This window comes from Sphingomonas sp. DC4900 (assembly GCF_049896485.1).
In the GTDB taxonomy this organism is placed as follows: domain Bacteria; phylum Pseudomonadota; class Alphaproteobacteria; order Sphingomonadales; family Sphingomonadaceae; genus Sphingomonas; species Sphingomonas aquatilis.
Map to the genome: position 1 here is coordinate 40,008 of NZ_JAFCUK010000013.1, position 25,009 is coordinate 65,016.

At 63.7% G+C, this 25,009-nt stretch carries 27 protein-coding genes; 12 read left to right on the plus strand and 15 right to left on the minus strand.

The genetic code is table 11. The annotated features are described in order from the left end of the window. The first annotated feature begins 202 nt into the window (after positions 1-202). Positions 203-577, plus strand: coding sequence for a DUF305 domain-containing protein (locus ACP690_RS14090; RefSeq protein ID WP_114688979.1), 375 nt, complete (start codon positions 203-205; stop codon positions 575-577). Between the two features lie 102 nt (positions 578-679). Here ACP690_RS14090 and ACP690_RS14095 read toward each other — a convergent pair whose 3' ends face one another. The 10 genes from ACP690_RS14095 to ACP690_RS14140 all read right to left on the minus strand — a co-directional run bounded on the left by ACP690_RS14095 (position 680) and on the right by ACP690_RS14140 (position 9,682). Further along, positions 680-2,065 (minus strand): calcium-binding protein, encoded by a 1,386-nt coding sequence (locus tag ACP690_RS14095; RefSeq protein ID WP_181814887.1) that lies wholly within the window; start codon positions 2,063-2,065, stop codon positions 680-682. Between the two features lie 440 nt (positions 2,066-2,505). Further along, on the minus strand, positions 2,506-3,096 hold the full coding sequence (locus ACP690_RS14100; RefSeq protein WP_426261592.1) for a DUF305 domain-containing protein: 591 nt from the start codon (positions 3,094-3,096) through the stop codon (positions 2,506-2,508). Next, on the minus strand, positions 3,096-3,848 hold the full coding sequence (locus tag ACP690_RS14105) for a PepSY domain-containing protein (RefSeq protein ID WP_114688981.1): 753 nt from the start codon (positions 3,846-3,848) through the stop codon (positions 3,096-3,098). The genes ACP690_RS14100 and ACP690_RS14105 overlap by 1 nt, the downstream gene beginning before the upstream one ends. Before the next feature lie 25 nt (positions 3,849-3,873). Next, positions 3,874-4,440 carry a c-type cytochrome gene (locus tag ACP690_RS14110; protein ID WP_239017979.1) on the minus strand — a complete coding sequence of 189 codons (567 nt, stop codon included), beginning with the start codon at positions 4,438-4,440 and terminating at the stop codon, positions 3,874-3,876. Between the two features lie 76 nt (positions 4,441-4,516). Then, positions 4,517-5,773, minus strand: a complete 1,257-nt coding sequence (locus ACP690_RS14115; RefSeq protein WP_114688983.1) for a copper resistance protein B — start codon at positions 5,771-5,773, stop codon at positions 4,517-4,519. Next, positions 5,770-7,833, minus strand: a complete 2,064-nt coding sequence (locus tag ACP690_RS14120; protein ID WP_114688984.1) for a copper resistance system multicopper oxidase — start codon at positions 7,831-7,833, stop codon at positions 5,770-5,772. The genes ACP690_RS14115 and ACP690_RS14120 overlap by 4 nt, the downstream gene beginning before the upstream one ends. Before the next feature lie 141 nt (positions 7,834-7,974). Beyond that, positions 7,975-8,298 carry a hypothetical protein gene (locus tag ACP690_RS14125; protein WP_147276298.1) on the minus strand — a complete coding sequence of 108 codons (324 nt, stop codon included), beginning with the start codon at positions 8,296-8,298 and terminating at the stop codon, positions 7,975-7,977. A 75-nt stretch (positions 8,299-8,373) separates the two neighbouring features. Continuing rightward, a complete protein-coding gene (locus tag ACP690_RS14130; RefSeq protein ID WP_114688986.1) occupies positions 8,374-8,961 on the minus strand; it encodes an RNA polymerase sigma factor in 588 nt (195 codons plus the stop codon). A gap of 14 nt (positions 8,962-8,975) precedes the next feature. Next, positions 8,976-9,416 carry a periplasmic heavy metal sensor gene (locus ACP690_RS14135; RefSeq protein WP_114688987.1) on the minus strand — a complete coding sequence of 147 codons (441 nt, stop codon included), beginning with the start codon at positions 9,414-9,416 and terminating at the stop codon, positions 8,976-8,978. Beyond that, positions 9,413-9,682, minus strand: a complete 270-nt coding sequence (locus tag ACP690_RS14140; protein ID WP_114689003.1) for a hypothetical protein — start codon at positions 9,680-9,682, stop codon at positions 9,413-9,415. The genes ACP690_RS14135 and ACP690_RS14140 overlap by 4 nt, the downstream gene beginning before the upstream one ends. 126 nt (positions 9,683-9,808) lie before the next feature. On the opposite strand from ACP690_RS14140, the gene copC reads away from it, so the two are divergent. Genes copC through ACP690_RS14155 form a run of 3 tightly spaced genes read left to right on the plus strand, consistent with a single transcriptional unit; the run spans position 9,809 to position 11,430 of the window. Next, the gene (gene copC, locus ACP690_RS14145; RefSeq protein ID WP_114688988.1) at positions 9,809-10,177 is read left to right on the plus strand and encodes a copper homeostasis periplasmic binding protein CopC; all 369 of its coding nucleotides are present in this window, start codon (positions 9,809-9,811) and stop codon (positions 10,175-10,177) included. 4 nt (positions 10,178-10,181) lie between these two features. Continuing rightward, positions 10,182-11,108, plus strand: a complete 927-nt coding sequence (copD, locus tag ACP690_RS14150) for a copper homeostasis membrane protein CopD (protein WP_114688989.1) — start codon at positions 10,182-10,184, stop codon at positions 11,106-11,108. A 52-nt stretch (positions 11,109-11,160) separates the two neighbouring features. Continuing rightward, positions 11,161-11,430 carry a flagellar biosynthetic protein FliQ gene (locus tag ACP690_RS14155; protein ID WP_114688990.1) on the plus strand — a complete coding sequence of 90 codons (270 nt, stop codon included), beginning with the start codon at positions 11,161-11,163 and terminating at the stop codon, positions 11,428-11,430. A 469-nt stretch (positions 11,431-11,899) separates the two neighbouring features. On the opposite strand, the gene ACP690_RS14160 is transcribed toward ACP690_RS14155, so the two are convergent. Then, positions 11,900-12,787 (minus strand): DUF4396 domain-containing protein, encoded by an 888-nt coding sequence (locus tag ACP690_RS14160; RefSeq protein ID WP_239017982.1) that lies wholly within the window; start codon positions 12,785-12,787, stop codon positions 11,900-11,902. Between the two features lie 70 nt (positions 12,788-12,857). Then, the gene (locus tag ACP690_RS14165; RefSeq protein ID WP_114688992.1) at positions 12,858-14,165 is read right to left on the minus strand and encodes a type II restriction endonuclease; all 1,308 of its coding nucleotides are present in this window, start codon (positions 14,163-14,165) and stop codon (positions 12,858-12,860) included. A gap of 331 nt (positions 14,166-14,496) precedes the next feature. Here ACP690_RS14165 and ACP690_RS14170 point away from each other — a divergent pair, with 331 nt between their 5' ends. Both ACP690_RS14170 and cueR read left to right on the plus strand, forming a co-directional pair. Next, entirely contained in the window at positions 14,497-16,854 is a 2,358-nt protein-coding gene (locus ACP690_RS14170) for a heavy metal translocating P-type ATPase (RefSeq protein ID WP_371262954.1), read from the plus strand. Next, the gene (gene cueR / locus ACP690_RS14175; RefSeq protein WP_017980795.1) at positions 16,851-17,234 is read left to right on the plus strand and encodes a Cu(I)-responsive transcriptional regulator; all 384 of its coding nucleotides are present in this window, start codon (positions 16,851-16,853) and stop codon (positions 17,232-17,234) included. The genes ACP690_RS14170 and cueR overlap by 4 nt, the downstream gene beginning before the upstream one ends. Positions 17,235-17,286: 52 nt before the next feature. Here cueR and ACP690_RS14180 read toward each other — a convergent pair whose 3' ends face one another. Beyond that, a complete protein-coding gene (locus ACP690_RS14180) occupies positions 17,287-17,808 on the minus strand; it encodes a DUF6118 family protein (protein WP_115381674.1) in 522 nt (173 codons plus the stop codon). Between the two features lie 212 nt (positions 17,809-18,020). On the opposite strand from ACP690_RS14180, the gene ACP690_RS14185 reads away from it, so the two are divergent. After that, positions 18,021-19,268, plus strand: coding sequence for a cytochrome P450 (locus ACP690_RS14185; protein WP_426261593.1), 1,248 nt, complete (start codon positions 18,021-18,023; stop codon positions 19,266-19,268). A 73-nt stretch (positions 19,269-19,341) separates the two neighbouring features. On the opposite strand, the gene ACP690_RS14190 is transcribed toward ACP690_RS14185, so the two are convergent. After that, complete coding sequence (locus tag ACP690_RS14190; protein WP_426261594.1) at positions 19,342-19,758, minus strand: MerR family transcriptional regulator; 417 nt, start codon at positions 19,756-19,758, stop codon at positions 19,342-19,344. Between the two features lie 62 nt (positions 19,759-19,820). Between ACP690_RS14190 and ACP690_RS14195 the strand changes: the two genes are divergently transcribed. The 3 genes from ACP690_RS14195 (at position 19,821) to ACP690_RS14205 (ending at position 21,924) form a co-directional block, all read left to right on the plus strand. Next, entirely contained in the window at positions 19,821-20,237 is a 417-nt protein-coding gene (locus tag ACP690_RS14195; protein WP_063690260.1) for a mercuric transporter MerT family protein, read from the plus strand. Continuing rightward, entirely contained in the window at positions 20,237-20,458 is a 222-nt protein-coding gene (locus ACP690_RS14200) for a GDCCVxC domain-containing (seleno)protein (RefSeq protein ID WP_078462360.1), read from the plus strand. Before ACP690_RS14195 ends, ACP690_RS14200 begins: the two co-directional genes overlap by 1 nt. Positions 20,459-20,721: 263 nt before the next feature. Then, positions 20,722-21,924: an aspartyl protease family protein gene (locus ACP690_RS14205; protein ID WP_338056400.1), complete on the plus strand. Its 1,203-nt coding sequence runs from the start codon at positions 20,722-20,724 to the stop codon at positions 21,922-21,924. Here the strand turns inward: ACP690_RS14205 and ACP690_RS14210 are convergent. Continuing rightward, the gene (locus tag ACP690_RS14210; protein WP_007406847.1) at positions 21,918-22,337 is read right to left on the minus strand and encodes a MerR family transcriptional regulator; all 420 of its coding nucleotides are present in this window, start codon (positions 22,335-22,337) and stop codon (positions 21,918-21,920) included. The two genes, ACP690_RS14205 and ACP690_RS14210, sit on opposite strands and share 7 nt — an antisense overlap. Before the next feature lie 75 nt (positions 22,338-22,412). Between ACP690_RS14210 and ACP690_RS14215 the strand changes: the two genes are divergently transcribed. Next, the gene (locus tag ACP690_RS14215) at positions 22,413-23,039 is read left to right on the plus strand and encodes a cation transporter (protein ID WP_004212870.1); all 627 of its coding nucleotides are present in this window, start codon (positions 22,413-22,415) and stop codon (positions 23,037-23,039) included. After that, on the plus strand, positions 23,039-25,006 hold the full coding sequence (locus tag ACP690_RS14220) for an FTR1 family protein (RefSeq protein WP_063690266.1): 1,968 nt from the start codon (positions 23,039-23,041) through the stop codon (positions 25,004-25,006). The genes ACP690_RS14215 and ACP690_RS14220 overlap by 1 nt, the downstream gene beginning before the upstream one ends. Positions 25,007-25,009: the final 3 nt, after the last annotated feature.

Here is a 25,009-nt window from a genome sequence, read left to right on the forward strand (position 1 = left end):
AGAACAAGCCTGTGATTACTCCCAGTTGCTTGCAGATGCTCGCTTCGCCGGTCTGATTGGGCAATGACATTATAATACGCGGCTCCCGGGCGCATCCCTCACTGTTTCCCAATGTTTTTTGCTTGGTGCGGGAATAGGAAACCGATCCCAGTTGGGCGGAGTTGTCCCAGCGCTACCAGCGCTACCAGCCGAAAGGACTATCATGAAACTCCCTCGCTTCACATTGGCCGCAACCGCAGCCGCGATCGCGCTGACGGGCGGCGTCGCAATCGCCCAACAGGGCGGCAGCATGCACTCCATGCCCGGCATGGACATGAGCCACATGCAGAACATGACTCCTACCCGGCGTGAGATGATGGGCGTCATGCAAAAAATGAATCAGGGAATGATGCAGGGCATGATGGACCCTGATCCCGGCCGGGCCTGGATGAAGAGCATGGCTGCGCACCACCAGGGCGCCATCGATATGTCCGAGCTGATTCAGCATCATACCAAGGATCCGAAGGTGCTTGCTGAGGCACGAAAGACCGCAGCAGAGAACCGTAAATCCCTCGCCGAACTCAGGGCGAAGATGTAAATCTGCCGTTCCGACCATCGGTAATGGCAAGTGGGGAGCTGGTAGTTGTCCGGCTCCCCACATTCCAAGGAAGCGGAACGGCATCCCGCCCCCTAACAACGTTTAGATGAAGAGCAGATCCGTGCCCGCGTACGTAATCGCAGGATTGTTCACAAACGCGCCCCCTTCGACGCTGCTGAACATGAAATCGTCCTGCGACATATCAGCCGCGTAAACGCCCTCGATCAGGACCGATCCCTTGCCTGTGTCGGTGGACCAGGACACCAGTACACCGTTGCTTTGATCCTGGACGCTTACCTGGTTCGGCAAAATGTCTTCGAACGCAATGTGATCGAACGCTCCCGGGCCGGCATCGAAACCGCCGAAGATCATGTCGTTGCCACTGTCAGGGCGCACAACGAAAGCATCCGCTCCGTCGCCGCCATTCAATCTATCGTTGCCGGTCCCACCGTCGATCATGTCATGGCCGGCCCCCGCGTAGATCGTGTCGTTACCGGCTTCACCCATCAAGCCATCGGCCATGGCACCGCCATAAAGCTTGTCGGCGCCATCGCCCCCCTTGAGCATATCGCCACCATCGCCGCCATCGAGCACGTCTCGCCCTGCGCCGCCCTCCAGGTGATCCTCACCGGCACCGCCGAATAGCTTGTCGTCCCCGGCAAGGCCGAAAAAGACGTCGCGGTCACCCGTGGCTTGGAAGGTGTCGGCCCGCGCGGAGCCGTATTTCACATCGAAGTCGTCAAAGCTGTATGCTGCGCTCGGGTCCGTGGCGCCGGTTGCTGCGGGTGCCGAGACGTCGCCGCCTTCCTCTTTGGCGAAGCTGGTGGCCTGCAACCGGTCCGCACTCGCGTCCGCGGGTTGGAGAAGGTAGCGATCGTCGGTGAACATGAAGTCGTTCTGGGCCAGCTCGCTCTTGGCCACGCCGACCAGCAGCACCGAACTCGCACCCTCATTCCAGCTCACACGGGTTCCGAAGGCGGTTTCCTCGAAGCGCAACTCCTCAGGCGAGATGTCGCGCAGCGCGAGGTGGTCGAACATACCGGGACCAGGCTTGAAGTCATAGATGATGTCGTTGCCGCTATCACGGTCGACAACGAAGGCGTCGGCGCCGCGGCCGCCCATCAGGATGTCGTCACCCTTGCCGCCTTCGATATCCCCATGGCCATCGCCTTCGCTGAGGAGGTCGCGCTCGTCCCCACCTCTGAGCGTGTCGTCCATTGCACCCCCGAGCAGCACATCGCTCCCCGCCCCCCCATCGAGATAGTTCATGCCGTTCCCGCCAAGCAGGAAATCGGCACCACGACCGCCCCAAAAGGCGTCATCGATCACACCGCCGGTGAGCACGTCGCTGCCGCCCCGACCGAAGGATATGTTCATTTTGCCGCTTTGCCCAAGTTCCACGTCGGAACCAGCGTCTCCGATAGTGAGGTGGTAATCATCGATCACCCGATCAACGCGCGAACCACCACGATCCTGCTTCCAAGTCATCGTCTGTCTCCCGTATTGGTGCGCCCACATCTTTCAAAGAAGCGCGATTCACAGAATACCCCGAAGGTCTTACAGTTCCTCCGAGCGCTGCCAGACAGCAGGCATCGCAGACTATACCAATATAAGTTTCAAGCCTTAGCAGAGGTCCTTCGCGGCGGCTGAATACAAGTGGTCACGCCCGCCCGCCTAGTCTTTACGGCGGGTCGTAATCTCTTCCATCTAGCGCGCGAGAAGGTCCCTATCCCTCACGTTCGCGCTCAAAACCTTATACGCGGCCCGAGGGTCCAACCCTCATCGGCCATGCAAAATTCACGGGAAAGGGGAGGGCGCACGCCCATCAACCCTGGCCGCTTGCCAGCGGAGAGCGGCGCCCGTCCTATCCCGGACGGCCGCCGCCCCAGCCTCACGCGACAGCGTTGGTTGCCCCGGAGCGGACCCGTTCAGCGCATCGGCTGAAGGCTATTGATGCCGGTGCTTTCGTCCGTTTCAGGTGGCGGAGGAGCAACGCCCTTGTCGCGATAGGACGGCAGGTCCGGCGCACCGTCAGGCGTTGGTTGCGCCTCGAGTTTGGCGATCATTCGCTTCATCTGCGTGATCTCGCGCACCTGAGCGTCGATGATGCCATCAGCAAGTTTGCGGACCTCGGGGTCCTTGATGTGTGCCCGCTCGCTGGTCAGGATCGCGATCGAATGGTGCGGGATCATCGCCTTCATGTAAGAAACGTCGTCAACCGTTTCCTGGCTGCGGACCAGCCAGAGCGCTGCGGCGAACACCACGATGCTTCCACCCAGGATGAAGGCGTTGGTTCGCTTGTTTCTGTACATCGACCACATGAAGCCGACCATGATGAGCGCCATCGTCGAGCCCATGACGAACGCCATCCAGAACCGCGTTTGGCTAAATTCGATGTGACCGAGCGCATAGACGTTGACGTACATGAGGCCGAACATCACGACCGTGGAGGTCGCGATCATCGCTGCGAACCGGCCATAGCCCATGCCCATGTTCATTTTATCGTCGTTGTGATCCATCACGCATTCCCTTGCTGAAGACGGGTTTGCCCCCCGGCGTTACGACGCGACCGCTTCGGCCAACGCATGTAGAGAAGCACGGCGCCGCCAAGCCAAAGGGCGAGGCCACCGAGCGCGAACCCTAGGAGCCACGGCGTGTTGAAGTCCTCGTGGTTCTTCCAATCCATGATATGGAGGCCCCAGAAGAAGTCGTAGAGCCGCCACGTGCCGGTCCTCACCGCCACAATCCGGCCAGTGTCGGCCGTGACGAAGACACGGGTGGAATCCGGATCCGTGAACGTCACCCGCCAGGCGGGAAGCGGGCCGCGATACTCGGCGCTGGCGCGCTTGATCAGCTCCACCGTCGCCCTCGGTCTGCCTTCGCCGCGCCAAGCTGTCCTTGCGACAGCCTGGACCTGGGCTGCGGTCGGGGCGGGTAACAGTATCCCCGTCCTCGCATCGAATAGCCGCGCCCCTTCAGCCGTCGCCACCTCGGCCACTGGGCGGCCAAGCCACATGCGGTAGGTCACGGAGTTGATCGGCGTTCCACTCGCCGCGATGATCGCTGAGGGCGACGCGAGCACGACGCCGCCAGGCAGGGACGCGACGGCCTTGCGGTCCACCAGGTGATCTCCATGCACACGATCGATGGGCAAGAAGCTCATCAACGCGCCACTCATGAACCATAAGAGGAGCTGCGCACCGACGATGATCGCGAGCCACTTGTGAGTGCGGCTCGCAAGAAGGTGCAGCCGAAGTTTGGTGCTTCTCAGGGTCGGCTCTCCATCCGTGCCGGGCTCATTTCATGCCCGGCATATCCTTCATCATCTCGTCGTGGTCGGCAGGTGCGCTCGCGACCAGCGACTTGTACTGTTCAGGCGTCATCCCCGGGAGCTTGCGCACGAACGCTACCATGTCCCAGATCAGCGGATCAGAATGGGTTTTGCCCCAAGCGGGCATAGCGCTGAGCTTTACCCCGTGCTTGATCGTCCAAAAGGCCTCCGCCGGATCGTGCGTATGCTCGGCTTTGGCCAGCTCGGGCGCGCGCGGGTAAAGACCCTGGCTCATCTCGCTTTGCTCAACGCCTGGACCGAGGTGACAGCCAGAGCACATCTCACCGTAAAGTCCGGCGCCGATCCGGACGCGCTCGGGGGCGTCAAGATCGGGTGGGGGCTTGATGCCACGCGCACGCACAGTGATCGAGCGATCCCGCAGCGTCTCGAGCAGTGCAAAGACCGGTCGCGTGTGCGGCTGATCCGCCGCAACATCATAGACGCCGAGGTAGATGAACACTGCCGCGCCTATGGCTACCAGCGTTGTCAGCACGGCGACAAAGGACAAGCTCGGCAGGTGCCGTCGCAGCATGCCAGACCTCTCCCTTTCCATGCCTTTCCCCTTTTATCGGTTAGCTAGAGGCTAATCTTGCAGCGTAAGAGCGACCTCAGAACCACATGCGGACGCCGGCAACGATGCTTTTGGACGTGGCCTTGTCGCCCTCCGCCCGAGCATAGCGGGCGGTGTCGCCAAACCGACGATCCCACGACACGCCGATATAGGGCGCGAACTCACGTCTGATCTCGTAGCGAAGCCGCAATCCCAATTCGGCATTGCTGAGGCCTGATCCGATACGATTCTCTGGCACATCCTGAGCGGCGAAGTTCAGCTCGGCACGCGGTTGCAGGACCAATCGCTGGGTAACGCGTTGATCGTAATATCCCTCTAGCCGGCCTAGCACGTCGCCCTTGTTGGACAGGAACAGCGCCCCTTCGAGTTCAAAAAACCCGGGTGCCAGCCCCTCCACTCCGACAGTGGCGTAAGTGCGCTTCGGCGATGGTCCTAAATCCTGCCGGACACCTGCCTGTAAGTTGAAATAAGGGCCGATCGCCCGGCTATAGAGCGCTTGTACCTCTGCACTTTCGATGCCCTCGCGAAAGGCACCTTCGCCCTCGGACTTGACGAACAGGCGGTTGATGTCCCCACCGAACCACGCTTCTCCATCCCAACGATAGCCATCGCGGCCGTTGCGGAACTGGTACTCTGCAAGGTTCAACAGCACCTGGTTGAAGTTTTGGCCGCCGTGATGCTGCTGAAGATGATGACGGCCCATCGCCATCGCGTCGGAGCCATACACATTGTCAGCGGCATGGTCCGTCGGGAGCGGGGGAGGCGGTGCATTTCCCGCGGGGAGCGCAGTGCCTGTCTGCTGCATACCCTCCATCGCCATACCCGGCATCCCGGGCATTCCCTGCATCTGGCCGCTGCCCTGGTCAGCCGGCATCGTCATGCCCGGCATCGTGGAATGATCCATGCCTTGCATCGGCTGCTGCGCGCCCTGGGAAGGCGTCTTATCGCTTCCGGGCATCTGCATCCCCGGCATCGATTGCATGTCATGCTGAGAGCCTTGCGGGGCAGCTTGGCCCATGCCGGGCATGGTCGAATGATCCATGCCCGACATGGCTCCGTGATCCATGCCCTTCATACCTGCCATCGGAGCAGCGGTCCGCTTTCCGGGCGCCGTCTTCCGTCTGGTCGCGACCTTAGCCTTGCCCTTCGTCGCGGCCTTTGCCGCCGGTTTCTTCTTGGCCGGCATAGGCATCGTCATGCCCGGCATGTTCATACCTTGCATCGACTGAGCCGCGGCGGGAGCGGCGATGCCAAGCACGGACGTGGCGGCGAGCGCCGAAATCAGCCGATTCATGCGGCCGCTCCTTCAAGCGGCCGAACGGTCACAACACGCATCATGCCCGCGGTCATGTGATAGAGATTGTGGCAGTGGAACGCCCAATCCCCCGGTGCGTCGGCGGTGAGGTCAAAGGTCATCTTGCCTCCGGGCGGCACGTTGACGGTGTGCTTGCGCGGTGCGTGGTCGCCGTGGCCCGTCACCAGCTCGAAGAAGTGGCCGTGGAGATGGATCGGGTGCGGCATCATCGTGTCGTTCACCAACGTGACCCGCACACGCTCGCCGTTGCGAAACGGAATGGGATCGGCCGGATCGCTGAGCTTCTGGCCGTCAAACCCCCACATGTAGCGTTCCATGTTGCCGGTCAGGTGTATCTCCAATTGACGCGTTGGGGCACGCACGTCCGGGTTGGGCTGCAGTGCCATAAGGTCGCGGTAGGTGAGGACACGATGATCCAGGTCTTCCAAACCCTGAGGCGGTTCGCCGCTGCGATCCTTGGGCATGGGAGAGATGGTCTGGACGCCCGGTCCCATCTTGACCCCCGGGGCATTCTTCGGGTCACGCATGTCCATGCTCATGCTGCCGCCTGAGCCATGATCCATGCCAGCCATGCCGCCGGCTTGGCCAGAGCCGCCCTGCATGGCGCCGTGGTCCATGCCGGCCATAGAGGCACCGCCTGCCGCCATCTGGCTGTGATCCATTCCGGCCATGCCGGACATGCCCATCTGCCCGTGATCCATGCCAGCCATGCCGGACATGCCCATCTGACTATGGTCCATGCCGGCCATGCCTGCCGCCGCTGCCCCTACCGCGACAGTTCCGTGATCGGTCGGTGCCTTCCAGCCAGTGAGCTTCCACAAATTGCGCGAGGCATTCTGCACCAAAGTGGGATCCAGCCCGCGCTCCTTGACCGGGCTCTCGTCCGACATGCCGGACATGCCCTGCATGCCCCCCATGCCGCTCATGTCCATGCCCATATCGGTCATGGTCAGCAGCTTGCGCGGGCGAAGCGGTGGAACCGGAGCGACCATCCCTTCGCGCGGAGCGAGCGTCGCCCGGCCCATGCCCGAGCGGTCGATCGCCTCGGAAACAAAGCTGTAGGCCCGGTCCTCGGGGGTCACGATCACGTCAAACGTCTCGGCAACCCCGACCTGAAACTCGTCAACCTTGACCGGGCGCACATTCTGCCCATCCGCCTGCACGACCGTCATCGGCAGGTCGGGAATCCGGACGTTGAAGTTGGTCTGGGCTGCAGCATTGATGATCCGCAAGCGAACGCGCTCGCCCGCCTTGAACAACCCGGTCCAATTGTCATACGGGCCATAGCCGTTAACCAGAAAGGTGTAGGTCGAGCCGGTCACGTCGGCGATGTCGGCGGGGTCCATCCGCATCTTACCCCACTCGATACGATCCTTCAGCTTCATCTCCCGGCCTGCAAGCAGACCGGCAAGCGTCGGGCGCTGATAATTGAAATAAGCGCCGCCCATCTGCTTCAGCTTGCGAAAGATTTCCGCGCCGGTCATCTGGCTGTGGTCGGACAGTACGATCACGTGCTCGCGGTCGAACGCGATCGGATCGGCACCTGCCGGGTCGATCACGATCGGGCCGTAAAGGCCGTCTTGCTCCTGCTCACCCGAGTGACTGTGATACCAATAGGTGCCCGACTGGACGATCGGGAACTCGTAAACGAAGGTCGAGCGCGCCTTGATGCCGGGGAAGCTGATGCCGGGAACCCCGTCCATCGGGAACGGCACGAGCAGCCCGTGCCAGTGAATGGAGCTGTCCTCGTCGAGATTGTTGGTAACGGAAAGGCGAACCTTCTGCCCCTCCTTCAACCGGATGAGAGGGGCCGGCACAGTGCCGTTGACGCCAATGGCGGGCGTCGATTTGCCGTCGACAGGAAGTTTGAAACTGTCGATCGTCAGCGCAATGTCGGTGCCGCTGACGGTCGGGAGAGGTTTTACGATCCCGCCCGACACGGGCTGAGCCCAAGCGGGCATATAGGCGCTTAGCGCCATGCCGCCGCCCACCAGGGCGGCGCCGCGCAGCACTTGGCGACGATCGATATTGCGGCTCATGCAGTCCTCAAGGCTCCCGAAGAGAATGTCTCTCTAGCCTTGATACGCGCCGCAGCGCGCCGCCCCTCATCACTTTCGATCGAGGAGCGGCAGTGCTCGCTACCGTCTCCCTGTCATCGCCTAGCGAAAGGCTCGGGCGGCTTAGTAGCCGTAGCGGCCGGCATAATCCCGGTCGTGGTCATAGCCGTGCTCCCTCCTGAGATCGCGGTGCTCGTCGCGGTGCTCATGGCGTAGGTCACGATGAAGCTGACGATGTTCGCGGCGCGTCAGCCCGTAGGCGTGCGCCTCGGCATGCTCATCCTGGAGGGCATCGTGGTCGTCGTGATGCTCGTCGCGCAGTTGCTGGTGCTGCCCGGCGTGTCGCCAGTCGCGTTGATACCGCCAATCTTGATCGTAGGCCATTGCGGGAACGGCAATGCCAACGGTTAGTCCTAGTCCCAGCGCAGCCTTGCTGAACAAATTCATGACACCTCTCCTCACGATGAAGAGACTTGGGCCGTCGCTCTTGAACCGCCATTGAAGTCGATCGTAACGGTCTGTTCATGCCGGGGCGGAACGACCGCTCGCGGCAAGCCTGTCCGCCAGGGTACGCCGCGCCCGATAGAGGCGGGTCTCTACCGCCTTTTCGCTGATCCCTAGGACATCTGCCGTCTGGGCCTGGCTAAGTCCTTCGATCGTACGAAGCACCAGCGGTTCCTTCAGGTTCGCCGGCAAGGCGGAAATAGCGCGCGTAACTCGGTCCAGCTCCTGTCGATCGCTGGCAGCATCGTCGATCCCCACCTGATCATCCGCGACCGCCTCGGCCTCTGGGCCGATCGGGGTAGCGAACGTCAGGAAGCGCCGCACGGTCCTCTTGCGCCCCCAATCACGACATTTGTTGATCGCGATCGCCGACAGCCAGGCACGCATCGAACGATCGCCGTCGTAGCGGGATAGAGCGTGATGAGCTGCGACGAACGTCTCCTGCAGCAAATCCAGCGCCTCGTCGGCCTCGCCGACGCATGCGCGCACGACGCGGAAGACCGACTGCCGATGGCGGCGCATGATTTCGGCGTAGGCGGCTTGCCTGCCCGCAATGCTGAGTGTCGCCAGCTCCGCGTCCGATAGCGTGGTCCAGTCGAGGCTCATCGATCCGGCGCGGCTCAGCGCTGATCGTCGGTGAGCGCCTTCACCACGGCCTGGTCGAACTGGGCAGTCTGATTGGGTCTCAGAAGCTGCCGCATCGCGAAAATGTGCGCAAGCGTCGCCTTCTGAAGCTCACCCATGACCGCGTGGCTACGGTCGACCGCCGCAGCAACTCGCGGTCCATTCCCGTGTTCGGTTTCGATCGCTTCGGCAAGCCTGGCGTTGTCCGCCCTTAATTCCAACTCGAATGCGCGCCGTTGAACGGCGAAACGCTGCTCCAAAACCGCCAGGCGCGCTTCCTGATTAGCATCCAGCGCCAGCTTGTGATGCAGCACGTCGTGCAGCTCCGATCCCGGCTGCGCACGCGCCGGGATTAGCGCTCGCCCTACGAACACGCCAATGATTGCCGCGATGAAGCACGCGAGGACCCCAAGCAGGAAGCGGGTGCGCCCGCTCATGGCTCGCCAACGAGCAGCGTAGAAGGGGCAAGGGGCGATACCGGTCCTAGGGGGGATAGCGACGCCGCACTGGCCTCCTTCGCCGGTACGCCGGCGCCGAATATGCCCATCACGAGCGCCGCCGTGATCGCCATTGCGCCAATGCCCATCCCGGCGCGCGCAGCCGGGCGTACGGCGATGCGCGCGAGCACGCGGTCTTCAATCCCATCAAGGCTCGCAGGCGTGGGTGCCTGCGCCAGCCTCATCAATACTGCGTCGAGGTCCATGTCGTTCACTCCACCCCTCTAGCATAGATTACGCAGGCGATGCCCCTATCCCTCAAATCGGACCGTGAGGGGTCCGCGAGCGGCACGCGTAATGAATGACAGGAACCCTCAGTTGAAAGGCCCCACATGCGTCGCGTATCTGTTCTCACTGCTGCTGCCGCTCTCGTCATGGTTGCCGGCACGGCGAATGCGCATCCCAAGCTCGTCTCAGCATCGCCGGCCGCGAACGCGACGGTTGCGAAACCCGCTCGTCTCCAACTTCATTTCAGTGAGAAGCTTGTTCCCGCCTTCTCCAAGGCCGATCTGATCATGGCCGCAATGCCCGGCATGCCGGAGATGAAGATCGCCAGCACCGCGGCGCTTGCCTCGGATGGCAAAACCCTCGTCGTCACGCCGAAGGCGCCACTCCATCCCGGCCGCTACAATGTCGCTTGGCATGTCGTCTCGACCGACACGCACAAGGTCGCTGGGACCTACGCCTTCGCGGTGAAGTAAGACGATGAGTGACTGGTCGCTGATCGGCGTCCGCTTCGCGCTTTATCTGACGCTGGCGGCGCTGTTTGGCCTCTCGGCATTCAGCCTCTACGGCTTGCGTCTGCGCGAGCGCGGCAGCGCGCTCGCGCTTCGCCCATGGCTTGTTGCCAGCGGCGCCCTTGGCCTGCTGTTCTCGGCCGCCTCGGTTGTGATGATGGCCTCGTCGATGGCAGGGACGCCTGTCTGGCCGGTTGACCATGAAGCGGTCACCGCGCTGCTCACGGGGTCTGCCATTGGGGCGGCATGGAAGCTTCGCATGGTCATGCTCGTCCTGGCGACCGTCGCGGCAATGTTCGTGGCCGGCCGCACCGTCTGGCTAAGCGCCGTCGCACTTTGTTCAGCGGTCGCTCTCGCGACGCTCGCATGGACCGGGCATGGCGCGATGGATGAAGCTGCCATGGGCTGGGCTCATCTCATCGCCGACATCCTTCATCTGCTTGCCTCGGGTGTGTGGGTTGGCGCGCTGCTTGGGCTGGTCCTGCTCGTTTCCCGGCCCGCGGCGCGCGTCGACGCGGCGCACCTCGGGCTGACCCATCGAGCACTGCACGGATTCGGCGTGGTCGGAACGATCGTGGTGGGAACGATCGTTCTTACCGGTCTCGTCAACGGATGGATGCTGGTCGGCGTCGGCAATCTCACCATCCTCGCCACAACGCTCTACGGCCAGCTCCTGCTCGCCAAGTTGCTGCTGTTCGCCGCGATGCTGGGGCTCGCCTCCCTCAATCGCTTCCGGCTAACGCCGGCTTTCGAGCGGGCAATCGCCGTTGCCGATCAGAGGCGCGCCCTTGGCGGGCTTCGGGCGAGCCTCGGGATTGAGACTGCCTGTGTTGTCGCGATCCTCGCGCTGGTCGCCTGGCTTGGAACACTCGCTCCTCCTGCATCGGCGATGTGATGCACAGCCGGGGCACCCTCGTGCTTCCCGGCTTGCCAGGCTCCCACGCCTGATGGATCAATCGATCCTCCTCGACGAAACGGGCAGGATGCTGGCCGTGACAGGCCTGATCTGCGTCGTGCTGCTTGTGCCGATGATGATCATAGGGCTGATCATCAGCATCATTCAGGCGGCGACCTCGATCAGCGAACAGACATTGAGCTTCGTCCCCAAGCTGATCGCGTTGGGAGTGTGCCTAGTTGTATTCGGAAGCGCGGCAGTAGAATTGCTGACGAAGTTCACCGGCGAGCTGTTCGCCGTGATCGCGCGAATGGGGCAGTAGACCCCGCAATGCGCGGGCGGTCGGACCACCCGCGCACGCGCGGCCTAGGCTGCCATTCTGTCGCAAGCGTCGGCGCACCTGCGGCACGCCGCAACGCACTCCTCCATCCCATCGAGCCCTTCGCAGCTCGCTGCACATGCCCGACAGATCTCGGCGCACTCACGGCAAATATGCTGATGGTGAGTGGACTTGCGTGCCATAAAGTCGATCGCGACGGCGCAAATCTGTGCGCAATCGAGCATGATCTTGAGGTGCTCGGGCGCGGCGTGCTGTCCGCCCATCTCGAGGCAGTGGTTCATCGCCATATGGAGACAAGTCACGTGACATTCGTGGCAGGCGTCCATGCACGCCTTCATGTCAGGGTCGATCTGGTGCATCGGTCTTTCTCCGTCTGAGCCCCCGCCCACCCTTATGTACGCACCCTGCGCGAAAACCCCTTGTCGCCGGCTTCCTGCAGCGTAGCTCAGCACTACATCGTCCAGCGGCCGAACAGCGTCGCGAGAATGATGCCGCCCGCCAGCATCAACAACGTCAGCACCGTCATAGCCACGATCTGTGCGCCGGTGACTTCGGGCTCCATCGCCATGCTTTCCACGGTCTTGGCTCCGCTATGTCCTACCCCATGTGTCATGCCCGGCATCGCGGTCAGGGCGCCCTCGGCCGCCATGTCGTGCCCGCCATGACCGAGTGCCCGCACCGTGCCCATTCCGTGCTTCAACCGGACCCCGACAAGCCAGAGATTGACGGGGTAGGCGATTGCAAAGCCTACAAGCGTCGCGAGCGACATGACGCCCCAGAAGCGAAGCGAGCTGGCGTGCATCGCCGCCATGTCGCGGCTCATCAGCATCACCATCGTCGGGATCATCCCTGCCATGACGGCATTCATCGAAAGCCACTCGGGGATGAAGGACATGCGGAGCGCGCCCCAATAGGAGCCGCCCGCCATGTCGCGCATGAACAGCGCCTGGAAGATGAGCAGGCCGAACGCGAAGCCGAACACATATTCCGCCATCACATCCTGCCACATCGGCAGGCCGAGCGCTGTGGTGATCGCAGCCGCGGCGATGACGCCCGTAGCGTCCCCTGCCAAGCAATGGATCGACGAGCCGAACGCCTGCTTCCACAAGGGGCGAACGAAGTCTTCATGCCGCTGGTTGAGCGGCTCCTGGCACGACAGGACATAGGCCGCGGCCATGATTGGGCCGCCGTAGAGCGTGACCAGAAGCCACCCCCACTTCATCACCTTCAGCTCGGGGTTACGCGTGAAGGCATCCCACGCAACGTAGGCAACGGAGAGCGCCGTCAGCACGAACCACGCGACCAGCACTGAGTCGAGCCAGGGGCTCGGGGGCGGCATCGTCACGGCAGCACTCCTCTACATGCTAGAGGATACGCGGCTCTCCGGATCATCCCTTGCGCGGAGCGGGCTAGGCGAGCTTGCTGGAAACGGCCTTGATCGCTTTCAGTCCCGATCCGAACCGCGCGATGGCCTCCCGGTTCTTCTCCAGCTCGCCATAGGGCAGGTAGGATATGTCGAGGTCGGCTACGCGGCTGAACGCGGGGCGCTGCAGTTGCGCACGCACATCTGCTTCGCGCGCATCGGGCGCCACAAGGAACAGCCCTGCTGTCGCGTGAAGGTCACTACCGCTCAACGCCAAGTCCAGCATCCTGACGATGCCGGAGTAGATGGACGTCGAATGCTCCACCTCGAACGCCGCCGCGACGTGATCGCCGCCCCGTTCAAGCCAAAGCACATCGATCAACCGGATCGAGTCCGCACCTTTTGAGGTCGCGATCGTGTCGGGCAATCGCTCGAGGCACCCGTGTCCCAGGGGCGCTCCGGCAAAGCTCCGGCTGCGGTCATTGGCCGCAATCCATACATCGTAGCCTAGCGCGAGCCCCAGATCGCGAAGCCAAGCCTGGATCTCGGTATGGGTGCGCTCGTTCTCGCCATCGCGCTGGGCCGCCTTGCTAAGTGTGCGCGCTTCCTCGCGCGCTGCTTCGAGCCGCGTGCTCCAATCGCCGATCTCGGCGCCGTCCAGGGGCGGGGCCGGATAGCGCTTCGAGCCCACGTCGAACAGCAAGCCCCCGATGGCGCCCAAGTCATTGGACAGGAGGTCGCGGTGCCGGTCGTTGAGGTCGAGGATGCCTGTTCGCATCGCCAGGAAGTGCTCCCAGCTTCCCAACTTCACGTTCGCGCCGGTGAGCGCGTTATAGCCGTTCACGATGGCGGTGTTGAAAGGCGGCACCAGCGTGGGATGAAGGAAGTAGAGGAGGTTCGCGACCGCCGGTCCAAGCCCCTTGATCTTCAACCGATCGATCGCATGGATATGGCCGATGATCTCCTCGGCAGTGTCGCAACACGAGCACGCGTCGAGGAGCCGCCCGAAAGCCCGCTGATTGTCGGGATTCTCGTATATGTCGGGGATGCGGAGCTTCGGCTTCCACAGGAAAGCGTGGTCGGCACCTTTGAAGATCTGCCGCTGTTCGGCAACAGAATGGACGACGGTTTCAAGAGAAGAACCACGATAGGCGACCCCGAACGTGCCCCGCTCGATCTCGCCCACAACCTGGGTGATCCCGCGCCGGATCGAGCGGAAGTTCTTCAGCCGCTCATCCCACAGGAACCAGCTTCGGTAAGTCGCCCCCGGATCGTCACGCCAGCGGGCAATTAAGCGGCGCACCAGGCCGTCATGGTCGGTGCCAGTAGAAAGACTGTCGATCTGCGCTGCCATATGTCCCCGATTGCCCCCGGCCCGCGTTTGGCGAGCTAGTAATAGACCTAAGCTGCGGCCCTTATGGCGTCGAGGGTGTAGAGCTGGCCCCCGCAATATGAGGGCAACGCCGCTCCCGCGCGTAGATTCAACATACACGCCAGCGGTGCCGACAGGGCCTTGACCCTAACACGGTGTCATACCCTACATGCTCTCGGGTCGAAGGAGTCTTGCCATGAACGACCCTCATTCCCATTCCCAAGCCGGGGGTTGCGGCTGTTCGAAGCCTGCGCCTGAATCGGTCTCCACGCCCTCATCCTGTTGCGGGGGCGGCTCGGCCGCTCCCGCAAAGATCGAGCACGAACATCATCACACCGAAGCGGGCGGCTGCTGCTCGGGCAGTAAGGACAACGATGCCGCAGCAGCAGTGATCGACGCGGTGTGCGGCATGACGGTCGATCCCGCAAAAACGACACACCATGCCGAGCACGCTGGTCATGCCTATCATTTCTGTAGCGCAGGGTGCCGGAGCAAGTTTGTCGCCAATCCTGACGCCTATCTGAGCGATAAGCCGAAACCGGAGCCGATGGCGACGCCGGGGGCGATGTGGACGTGCCCGATGCACCCGCAAATTCGCCAGGAAGGGCCGGGAACTTGCCCAATCTGCGGCATGGCGCTCGAACCCGAAGAACCGTCGCTCGACGATACTCCCAACCCTGAGCTGGTCGACTTCACGCGCCGACTGTGGGTGGCGGGCGCGCTCACGATCCCGCTGCTCGTCGTCTCGATGTTCGCGGAGATGTTAGGCCTGCATGTGGTTAGCCCTGCGGCCTCGCCTTGGGTCCAGCTCGCACTCACCGCGCCGATCGTGCTGTGGGCGGGCTGGCCGTTTTTCGAGCGGGGGTGGACATCGCTTCGTACCCGCCATCTCAATATGTTCACACTGATCGCGATCGGCGTAGGTGCCGCCTTCCTCTATAGCGTGGTCGCGACGCTCGCGCCGGGCATCTTCCCAGCGACCTTCCGCACGCATGGGAGCATGGTTCCCGTCTATTACGAGGCGGCCGGCGTCGTGGTGACACTGGTGCTGCTCGGGCAAGTGCTCGAACTGCGCGCTAGGGCGGCGACAGGGCGCGCGATCCGCGCTCTCATGGATCTCGCCCCCAAGACGGCGCGACGCTTGCAGCCTGACGGTTCTGAAGAAGAAGTCGGGCTTGCCGACGTGGCAACCGGTGACCGGCTGCGGGTCCGCCCCGGTGAAGCCATCCCGGTCGATGGCGTCGTGGTCGAGGGTCGTTCGTCGGTCGACGAAGCCATGCTCACCGGCGAACCCGCGCCGGTCCTCAAGGAAGTCGAGGCGATCGTTACCGGGGGCACCGTCAACGGGACGGGCAGCCTGGTGATGGAAGCCCGCGCGGTTGGTTCGGACACGATGCTCGCGCGTATCGTCCGCATGGTCGCGGAAGCGCAGCGAAGCCGCGCCCCGATACAGGCGGTCGCCGATCGGGTTTCAGGATGGTTCGTGCCGCTCGTCGTGCTGATCTCGATTGCGACCTTCATCACTTGGTCGCTGGTCGGCCCTGAGCCGCGCATGGGCCATGCCCTGCTTAACGCCATCGCAGTGCTGGTGATCGCCTGCCCGTGCGCGCTCGGGCTCGCCACGCCCATGTCGATCATGGTCGGCACGGGACGCGGCGCTCAGGCCGGCGTGCTGGTGAAGAACGCGGAAGCCTTACAGGGGCTGGAAAAGGTCGATACCCTTGTCATCGACAAGACGGGTACGCTCACGGAAGGCAAGCCCAAGCTGATCGCGGTCGAGACGGTCAGCGCGGTCGGAGAGAACGACATGCTCGCGCTTGCCGCGGCCGTCGAAGGCCAATCCGAACATCCGCTCGCGCACGCAATCGTCGTTGCCGCCAAAGAACGAGGATTGCAGCTCGGCACAGTCGCGGACTTTGCCTCGCAAACCGGGCTGGGTGTCAGCGCCACGGTGGGCGGCCGCTCGGTCGTGATTGGCAATGCGGTGCAAATGAGCCGGATCGGCGCTGATCTCAAGCCGGTCGACGCCGCGGCCGATCGTCACCGTGGCGAAGGCGCGGGCATCATCCTCGTCGCGATCGACGGGGCGCTCGCCGGTCTGCTCGCAGTCGCCGATCCGGTGCGCGCATCGGCGCGCGACGCTATTGCCGCGCTTCGCAAGGAGGGCCTGCGGGTCGTCATGCTCACCGGCGACAATCGTGGGACGGCCGATGCTGTCGCGCGCGCCGTGGGCGGTCTTGATGACGTGCGCGCCGATCTGCTGCCGGAAGACAAGGCGCGTATCATCGGCGAGCTGAAAGCGAGCGGCGCAAGGGTCGCAATGGCGGGCGATGGGATCAACGACGCCCCGGCGCTCGCCGCCGCGGATGTCGGCTTGGCGATGGGAACGGGAACAGACGTGGCGATCGAAAGCGCCGGCATGACGCTCACGCGCGGCGATCTCTCGGCGATCGTGCGCGCCCGCAAGCTCGCTCGCGCGACAATGCGAAATATCCGCCAAAACCTGTTCTTCTCGTTCTTGTTCAACGGAATCGGCGTGCCGGTTGCGGCCGGCGTGCTTTACCCGGTTGCCGGTATCCTGCTGTCGCCGATGCTGGCCGGTGCAGCGATGGCGCTCTCGTCCTTCACCGTGGTCCTGAACGCACTGCGGCTCAACGCGGTAAAGCTGTGAACATCGGAGCGGCGTCGGACGCCAGCGGCGTCTCCCAACGCATGATCCGCCACTATGAAAAGATTGGTTTGGTGCCCGCGCCGCCACGGCGCGGGAACTACCGGGACTACGCCGACGCTGACGTTCATCGGCTGCGATTTATCGCCAACGCGCGCGACCTGGGGTTCCCGATCGAGGAAATCCGCACGCTGCTGGGGCTGTGGTCGGATCGCGATCGGTCGAGCGCGGAAGTGAAGACGCTGGCGGAAGCCCGCGCTGCCGAACTGGGCCGCAAGGTCCGCGTCTTGGACGCCATGCGCCGCTCGCTTACCGGGCTCGCCCAAGCCTGTCATGGCGATGATCGGCCTGATTGTCCGATCATCGAACGCTTGGCTGAATAACTTGCGCGGCTAACTTTTACTCCACTTGAGCGTGATCGTGCGTCGCACCGTTTCACGCGTTTCGCGTTGCGGCTTTGCCGCACCCCTCGATCGCCGCGCGGTTGGCCGTCACGATCCTGTCGGCCCCGACGATGGCGCGGAACGCGGTGGGACTGGCGCTCTGGATCATACGCTGCCCGGCTTCCCAGCGGGGCAAGTCGAGCGTCCGCGCCGCCATGCGCTCGGGCCATTGCCAGCTCGCCGGTGCGATCTCGCGCGCGACCAGGCCCGGCACGATCGCCCATGCGAGGATGCCGGCCGCCACCCCACCCAGGGCAAACCATAGCTGCCGATTCTTCTGGTCGGCGCGTGTCCATGCGGACCCGGCGATGGCGCGAAGATCGGCCATGATGCGGGCCTTGTCCTCGCCCGCCTTGGCGAGCGCCGCCTGATCCTCGCGCCGGGCGGCGCTGCCCGCCGCGGCGATGCGCTGCGCCATCTGCTCCGGCGTCATCGCCAGCGCCGGGGCCGCTTTCAGGAATTGGCCGATGCGCGCGACGTTCTCGCCTGCCGTGTTCACGTTCTGCTGGAGCACGCCAAGCGTCTCGGTATGGTCGGGTATGTCGATCGCCGCGCTCGGCCGCCAAGCCCTCCACGGCGCAGCGCCAGCTCGCCGCGCATGGCCTCGAACGCCTCGGCCGCGCCTGCTCCGCCCTGATCGTCCTCGTTCGTCACCTGTCGTGAGCCTGCAACCCGTGATATTCCTCCGAGTTAATCAAAGGAGACCCAACAATCACCGGACCGGTCATGCCTAAGACACCACACACGAAAGGCCCGGACGAAACCCTTTCTCTCCTCGCCGATCCCTATCGGTTCATCTCCAGGCAGTGCCAGCGCCTAGGCGCAAACGCTTTTGAATCCCGTTTCCTGCTGAAAAAGACCAACTGCCTTAAGGGGGCCAAGGCCGCCGAAATCTTCTACGATACGACCCGCTTCGAGCGCGAAGGTGCCATGCCGGTCGCTATTCAGAAGACACTGCTGGGCCAAGGCGGCGTTCAGGGTCTGGACGGCGAGACCCATCGGCACCGCAAGCAGATGTTCATGGGCCTGATGACACCAGAGCGCGTGCGGGCGCTGGCGCAATTGTTCGAGGCCGAGTGGCGCAGGGCGGTGCCGGGCTGGACGCGCAAAGGAGAGATCGTCTTCTATGACGAGTTGCATGAGCCGCTGACGCGAGCGGTATGCGCTTGGGCGGGAGTTCCTCTTCCGGACGATGAAGCCGGCAACCGCGCGGGCGAGCTGCGGGCGCTGTTCGACGCCGCCGGCTCGGCGAGCCCAAGGCATCTTTGGTCACGGCTGGCCCGTCGTCGCGTCGACGCATGGGCGAAGCGGATCATTGAAGGCATTCGGGCCGGGAGCATCGGCTCGGGCTCGGGGACCGCGGCTTACGCGATAGCCTGGCATCGCGACCGGCACGACGATCTTCTTTCGCCGCACGTCGCAGCGGTCGAACTGGTAAATGTCCTTCGCCCGACCGTCGCGATCGCAGTGTACATCACCTTCGTCGCCCACGCGCTGCAAACCTGTTCAGGGATCAGGGCGGCCTTGGTTCAGCAGCCGGACTATGCCGAGCTCTTCGTCCAAGAGGTCCGCCGATTCTATCCCTTCTTTCCCGCTGTGGTGGCGCGCGCGAGCCAAGATTTCGAGTGGGAGGGGATGGCCTTTCCGGAAGGGCGTCAAGTGGTGCTAGACCTTTATGGGAGCAATCACGACGCAGCGACCTGGGCCGACCCCCAGGAGTTTCGCCCTGAGCGTTTCAGGGCTTGGGACGAAGACTCCTTCAACTTCATTCCGCAGGGCGGCGGCGATCACTATCTCGGCCATCGCTGTCCCGGCGAATGGATCGTCCTCGCGATCATGAAGGCGGCGGCACACCTCCTCGTCAACGCGATGCGCTATGACGTACCGGACCAAGACCTGAGCATCGATTTCGCCAGGCTGCCAGCGCTTCCGAAAAGCGGCTTCGTGATGCGCAACGTCCACATAGGTGGCTAGGGCCGCGTGCCGTGGTGATGGTGATCGGCTCCGTTATCGACCGTTTGCGCGAGTACGGGGTGCGATGCGACATCTACGCAGTCGAATGTTGGTTCAGCAAGTCGATCACGGCGCACCTCGCCGCCCCGTCGCCTTCGCAACGGTCGATGGTCGCAGCCAGCAGGCTTTCTAGTTGCGCCAGATCCTCCATCTTAGCGCGCACACGCTCTAGATGGTGAGCCGCGATCTCGCGGACCTCACTGCATGACGCCTGCGCAGAACCGCCAAGAGACAGGATCGCGCGCACCTCGGCCGGGGAGAAGCCGAGTTCGCGCGCGCGACGGACGAACCCAAGTGCGCGGACGTGACCGGTCCCATATACCCGCCGCCCGCCGCTTGTGCGGGGTGGCGTTGCGAGAACACCAACGCGCTCGAAGTACCGGATCGTCTCGATATTCACGCCAGTCCGGCGAGACAGCTCGCCGATCGCAATGCTTTCCTCAACGCGCATATACCGCTTGCTCCTGTAGTCACTACAGGATGCATAACGGGCTAACCCGCTAGAGGCGATAGATGAACCAAGAGAGCATCCCGCGTGAAACCCTAAGCGCACCAACGTCACGACGTCGCGCCGACACGGGGCTATCCGCCCTCGGCGCGCTTGCGAGCTTAGCCGCTGTTCTAGCTGCGGCGTCATGCTGCGTCCTGCCCCTCGCACTCGCGGCGCTCGGCCTGGGGGCGGGCCTGTCCAGCAACTTCGCCGCGCTGATGCCACTAAGGTGGCCGCTAACGGCGACCTCGCTCATCGGCTTGGCTGCTGGGTGGTGGGCCTACGCGCAGCGTCGGAGGTCCTGTGCTGGGGACCGGTCCTGCACAATGCCGCTGCCCTCGCGCGCGACACCTATCCTGCTCGCGATTGGAACGGTTCTGACGCTTATCGCGTTCGCCTGGGACCTCCTAGAAGCGCCGCTGATGAACGCGCTTTCCTGATGCAGCTCACCTCAACCCTGACCTGTCCCAAATGCGGCGGGGTGGCCACCGAAAGGATGCCCACCAACGCCTGCCAGTTTTTCTATGATTGCCGGCATTGCGCGGTGGTGCTGCGGCCCTTGGCCGGCGACTGCTGCGTGTTCTGCTCATTTGGCGATGTCCCATGCCCTCCAATCCAGGAGGCGAAAGCAAACGGGACTGTGACGGGCTGCTGCGGGTGAGGCGATAGCTTCACGTTCCTTCGTGAACTGGGGTCCTGCTCGCCCAAGGTCGCGCAAGCGGAAGTTGCCTACTTCGGTCTTATTCGACCGGTTCTGACCTGCCTCAACTGCTCATTTTCGAGAGGGCATTTGAACAGGATAGCATTTCGGGCGCTTAAAAAGCCCTTGCTCCTCCAGTGGCTGGAGCATGTAACCGCAATTTGCTCTCCTGCGGACGGGGGGCTGGAGGTGGCTTTTTGACGGCCCGTGCTGAAGCAATCGGTATGTCTCGACGCTCATTAGTGGCGCGGCTGCTGGCCTGTGGAACCGGCTTGGTGCTCGGTTCTCCAACGCTCGCGCGACGGACTTCCCGGTCTGCGGGCTCGTGGAACTTTGGCGCGGCTCACCTCGAATGGGAGCCGCTGGAAGTCGGCACGGGTGATACCCTGCTTGTTTTGGCGCAAGTGGGCGGCGTGCCGGTGCGGGCGGTGCTCGACAGTGGCAGCGGCGCGTCGATCATGAGCACGGCGCTCGCGGCGAAGCTCGGCTTGAACAATGGTGAGCGGCGCATGATTAGCGGGCTGAGCGCCAAGGCCCCGGTGCTGCTGGTCCGCGACATCGACGTACAGCTCGCCCGCGAAACCCGTCGTCTCCCCTTTGCTGTTGTCGGTGATCTAGGTGCTGTGTCGGCGGCCTTCGGACGACCGATCGATATTCTCCTCGGTGCCGATATGTTCACGGGCAGCTGCATCGCGCTCGATTTCGCGAACAGGCGTATGGCGGTCGTCAAGTCGGGGACGTTCCTCGCCGGCCCTGATTGGCGCGCTGCCGCGCTCGGGCGCGGTGCCAAGCAGGAGCTGTTCATCCGGGCCTCCGTCGAGGGCCTGTCTCCCGTGCCCTTGATGATCGATCTTGGCAGCTCGGCCGCGCTGATGCTCTCGTCGGCCTATGCCCGCGATCAAGGGCTGTTGAACGGGAAGCTCGTCTCGACCGCGGCGATCGGCGGCGTCGATGGCGTGCGAGTCAACGATGCTTTCACAACCCAGAACATCAACATTGAAGGGCTTGGCGTCTCGAACGTCCCCACACTCGGGATGAGAGCTTGGCTCTCCACCAGCACGGTTGGCAATGTCGGCCTACCGCTGATCGCTCAATTCGACGTGGTATTCGATGTGACGGCCGGGTTCGTGTGGCTCCGGCCGATCGATCCTCGTCACCGTCTGCCGATGCTGAAGGATCGTAGCGGTCTTGGCCTCGCAGCTTCACCAACGGCGCTTACCGTCGTTCATGTCGCGGCGAACAGTCCTGCGGAAAAGGCTGGCTGGGCGGTCGGCGACCGGATCGTGGCGGTGAACGGCCATTCGATCGATGCGAACTATACGCGTGGGGAGCTCTGGCAAGTGCGCTCCCGGCCTGCTGGCACCCTCGTAAAGCTGACGATGGCCTCGGGTGATGTGCGCGACCTCAGGCTAGCCGACTATTACTGATCGGCTTGAGGGTGGCCTTTGCCGATCGCCTTCATGATCCGACAATCGGCCATGCGCGCCTTGGTGCAGCTCTGGCTGAGCATTGCCAACTCATCCCGCAACACCGCGAGTTGCGCCAGCCTCTCCTCCACATCCTTGAGGTGCTGAGCAGCGATAGCTGAGGCGGCACCACAATCCTGGTCCGGGTTCTGCGCCAGCCCCATCAACGATCGTATTTCGTCGACCGAAAAGCCGAGCCGGCGACCGTTGCGGATGAAGTGCAAACGCTCGATGTCGCTGGCATCATAGGTTCTACGGCCCGACGCCGTGCGCGGGGCGGAGCGCAGCAACCCGATCGACTCATAAAACCGGATCGTCGTCACTTTTGTCGACGTCTCGCTGGCGAGCTGCCCAATCATCACCGGCTTCATCATGCCATCCTTGCTAATGCGAACGTGTCGCACATTTCGCTTGCTTCTACAGCGACTGGAGGTGGTAAGGAAGGCCGCATGAATGCTTCTACCGAAAGCTGCGGGTGCCACGGGGAGCCCGCGCGCGCGCAAACCGATCCGGCCTATCGCCGTGCGCTGCTGACCGTCGTGGTGCTCAACCTCGGCTTCGGAGTCGCCGAGCTGTTCGGCGGGTTCATCGCCGATAGCCAAGCGCTGAAAGCGGATTCCCTCGATTTTCTCGGGGACGGGTCGATCAGCCTTATCGGTCTTCTCGCGCTTGCCTGGTCCGCACGGGCGAGGGCAAAGGTCGCGCTGACGCAGGGGTTGTTTCTCGGTGCGCTTGGCGTGGGCGTAATCGGTTTCGCGATTTGGCGCGCCCTGAACGCAACCGCGCCGGATGCCGAACTGATGGGCACAATCGGCGTTGTCGCGCTCGCGATCAATGTCGTGTCCGCCTTGGTGCTTGCGCGTTTCCGGGAAGGGGACGCCAATGTTCGCGCGATCTGGCTGTTCAGCCGCAACGACGCGCTCGCCAATGTCGCGGTGATCGCCGCGGCCGGTCTGGTGGCGTGGACAGGAAGCGCCTGGCCGGACCTCGCCGTCGCCGGCCTCATCGCCCTCCTGTTCCTCCACTCCGCTTATGAAATCGTCACTGGCGCTCGGCGCGAACTGGGAGAGCGGTAGTGCGTCTGCTCACCTTGATCCGGGCAATGCTCTCGCTGCGGCTGCTCGCCGCGCTCGCTGCGCTGCTGATCCCTGCTGCGGCATTCGCCGAACCCGGCGACGTGCAAACCGCATGGCGGCTGCTCGACTATATGGCCGTCGATTATGGAGGCGCGGTCGCGAACGGTCGGATCAAGAGCGCGTCGGAATACGCCGAAATGAATGAGTTTGCCGCGTCGGTCTCGACACGGCTTCAAGGCCTGCCGGCGAAGCCGGAGCGCCAAGCCCTCATTCAGCGGGCCGCCAACCTCCAAGCGGTAATCGCGGAAAAGGGATCGACTGAACAGGTGGCAACACTGGCGCACGGGCTCGCGGCCGATCTGCTGCGCGCCTACCCGGTGCCGCTCGCGCCCGATAAGGCTCCGAACCTCGTCTCCGGCCATGCCCTGTTCCAACAATCCTGCGCGTCCTGTCACGGCATGACGGGCAACGGCCGTGGCCCCGACGCCGCCAAGCTCGCGACACCCCCGATCGCCTTTACCGATGCCGAACGTGCGCGCCAGCGCAGCGTCTTCGCGCTCTATCAGGTGGTGACGCAGGGCATCGACGGGACGGCGATGCAGAGCTTCGCCGATCTGCCGAACGATCAGCGCTGGGCGGTAGCATTCCGAGCCGGGAGCTTCGCCTTCACGGACGCGCAGGCGCGCGAAGGCGAGCAGCTTTGGAAATCCGACCCGACACTTCGCCGGCGCATTCCGGACCTGAAAGCCCTGGTCGCGCTCACCCCGGCCGGGCTCGGCGCGGCAATCGGCGGCGCCAAGGCTGAAGCCGTGCTCGCGTTCCTGCGTCGTCATCCCGAACAGGTGATGCAACAGGCTCCCGGCTCGCTCGTGGTCGCCCGCGCCAAGCTCGCCGAAAGCGTGGCCGCTGCCCGGCGTGGCGATGCGCGCATGGCGAAAGAGCTGGCGCTCTCGGCCTATCTCGATGGGTTCGAGCCGATCGAACCAACGCTCACCGCGCGCGACGCGACGCTGATGGGCCGAATCGAGGGCGCCATGGGGGAGTTCCGCGCCGCGATCGACCGGGGCGCATCGCCCGATGATCTCGCGGAGAAGGTCACGGTGCTGGGCGGCTTTTTCGATGATGCAGAAGCGGCGCTCGCGCCCGATGCCGCCACCGAGGCGTCCACGTTCCTGGGCGCGTTCACGATCCTGCTGCGTGAAGGGCTTGAGGCCCTGCTCATCGTCGTCGCCATGATCGCATTCCTGCGTAAAGCCGACCGCGGCGAGGCGCTGCGCTACGTTCATGGCGGCTGGGTCAGCGCGATCATCGCGGGCGGAATCACCTGGGCGGTCGCCACCTATGCAATCGGGATCAGCGGCGCGAGCCGGGAGCTGACCGAAGGGTTCGGCTCGCTGTTCGCCGCGGTCGTGCTGCTCTCGGTCGGGATTTGGATGCACGGTAAGGCGCAAGCCGATCAGTGGCAGCGCTATATTCGCGAGAAGATGTCGCGGGCGCTCTCGGGCGGGTCGGGCTGGTTCCTGTTCGGACTCGCCTTCGTGGTCGTCTATCGCGAGGTTTTCGAGACGATCCTGTTCTATGCCGCGCTTTCGGCGCAAGGTGACAACGGGATGCTTCTCGCGGGGGCCGGGTCGGCGATTGGACTGCTCAGCCTGATCGCTTGGGCCATGCTTCGCTACAGTCGCAAGCTGCCGATCGCGCAGTTCTTCCGCTATAGCTCCTGGCTCATGGCCGTTCTGACCGTCGTGCTTGCGGGTAAAGGCGTCGCCGCGCTCCAGGAAGCCGGCCTTATCAACATCGCACCGCTCGCGGACGTGCCACGGCTGTCGATGCTCGGCGTGTTTCCCACTTGGCAATCGGTGCTGGCGCAACTCCTGATGGCGGTCGCCATTGCGGTCGGGTTCGCCTGGAACGGGCGCGACCGATCCCGCTCGGGTTCCGGCTCAGTGACCCTTGGTTCGAATTAGTGC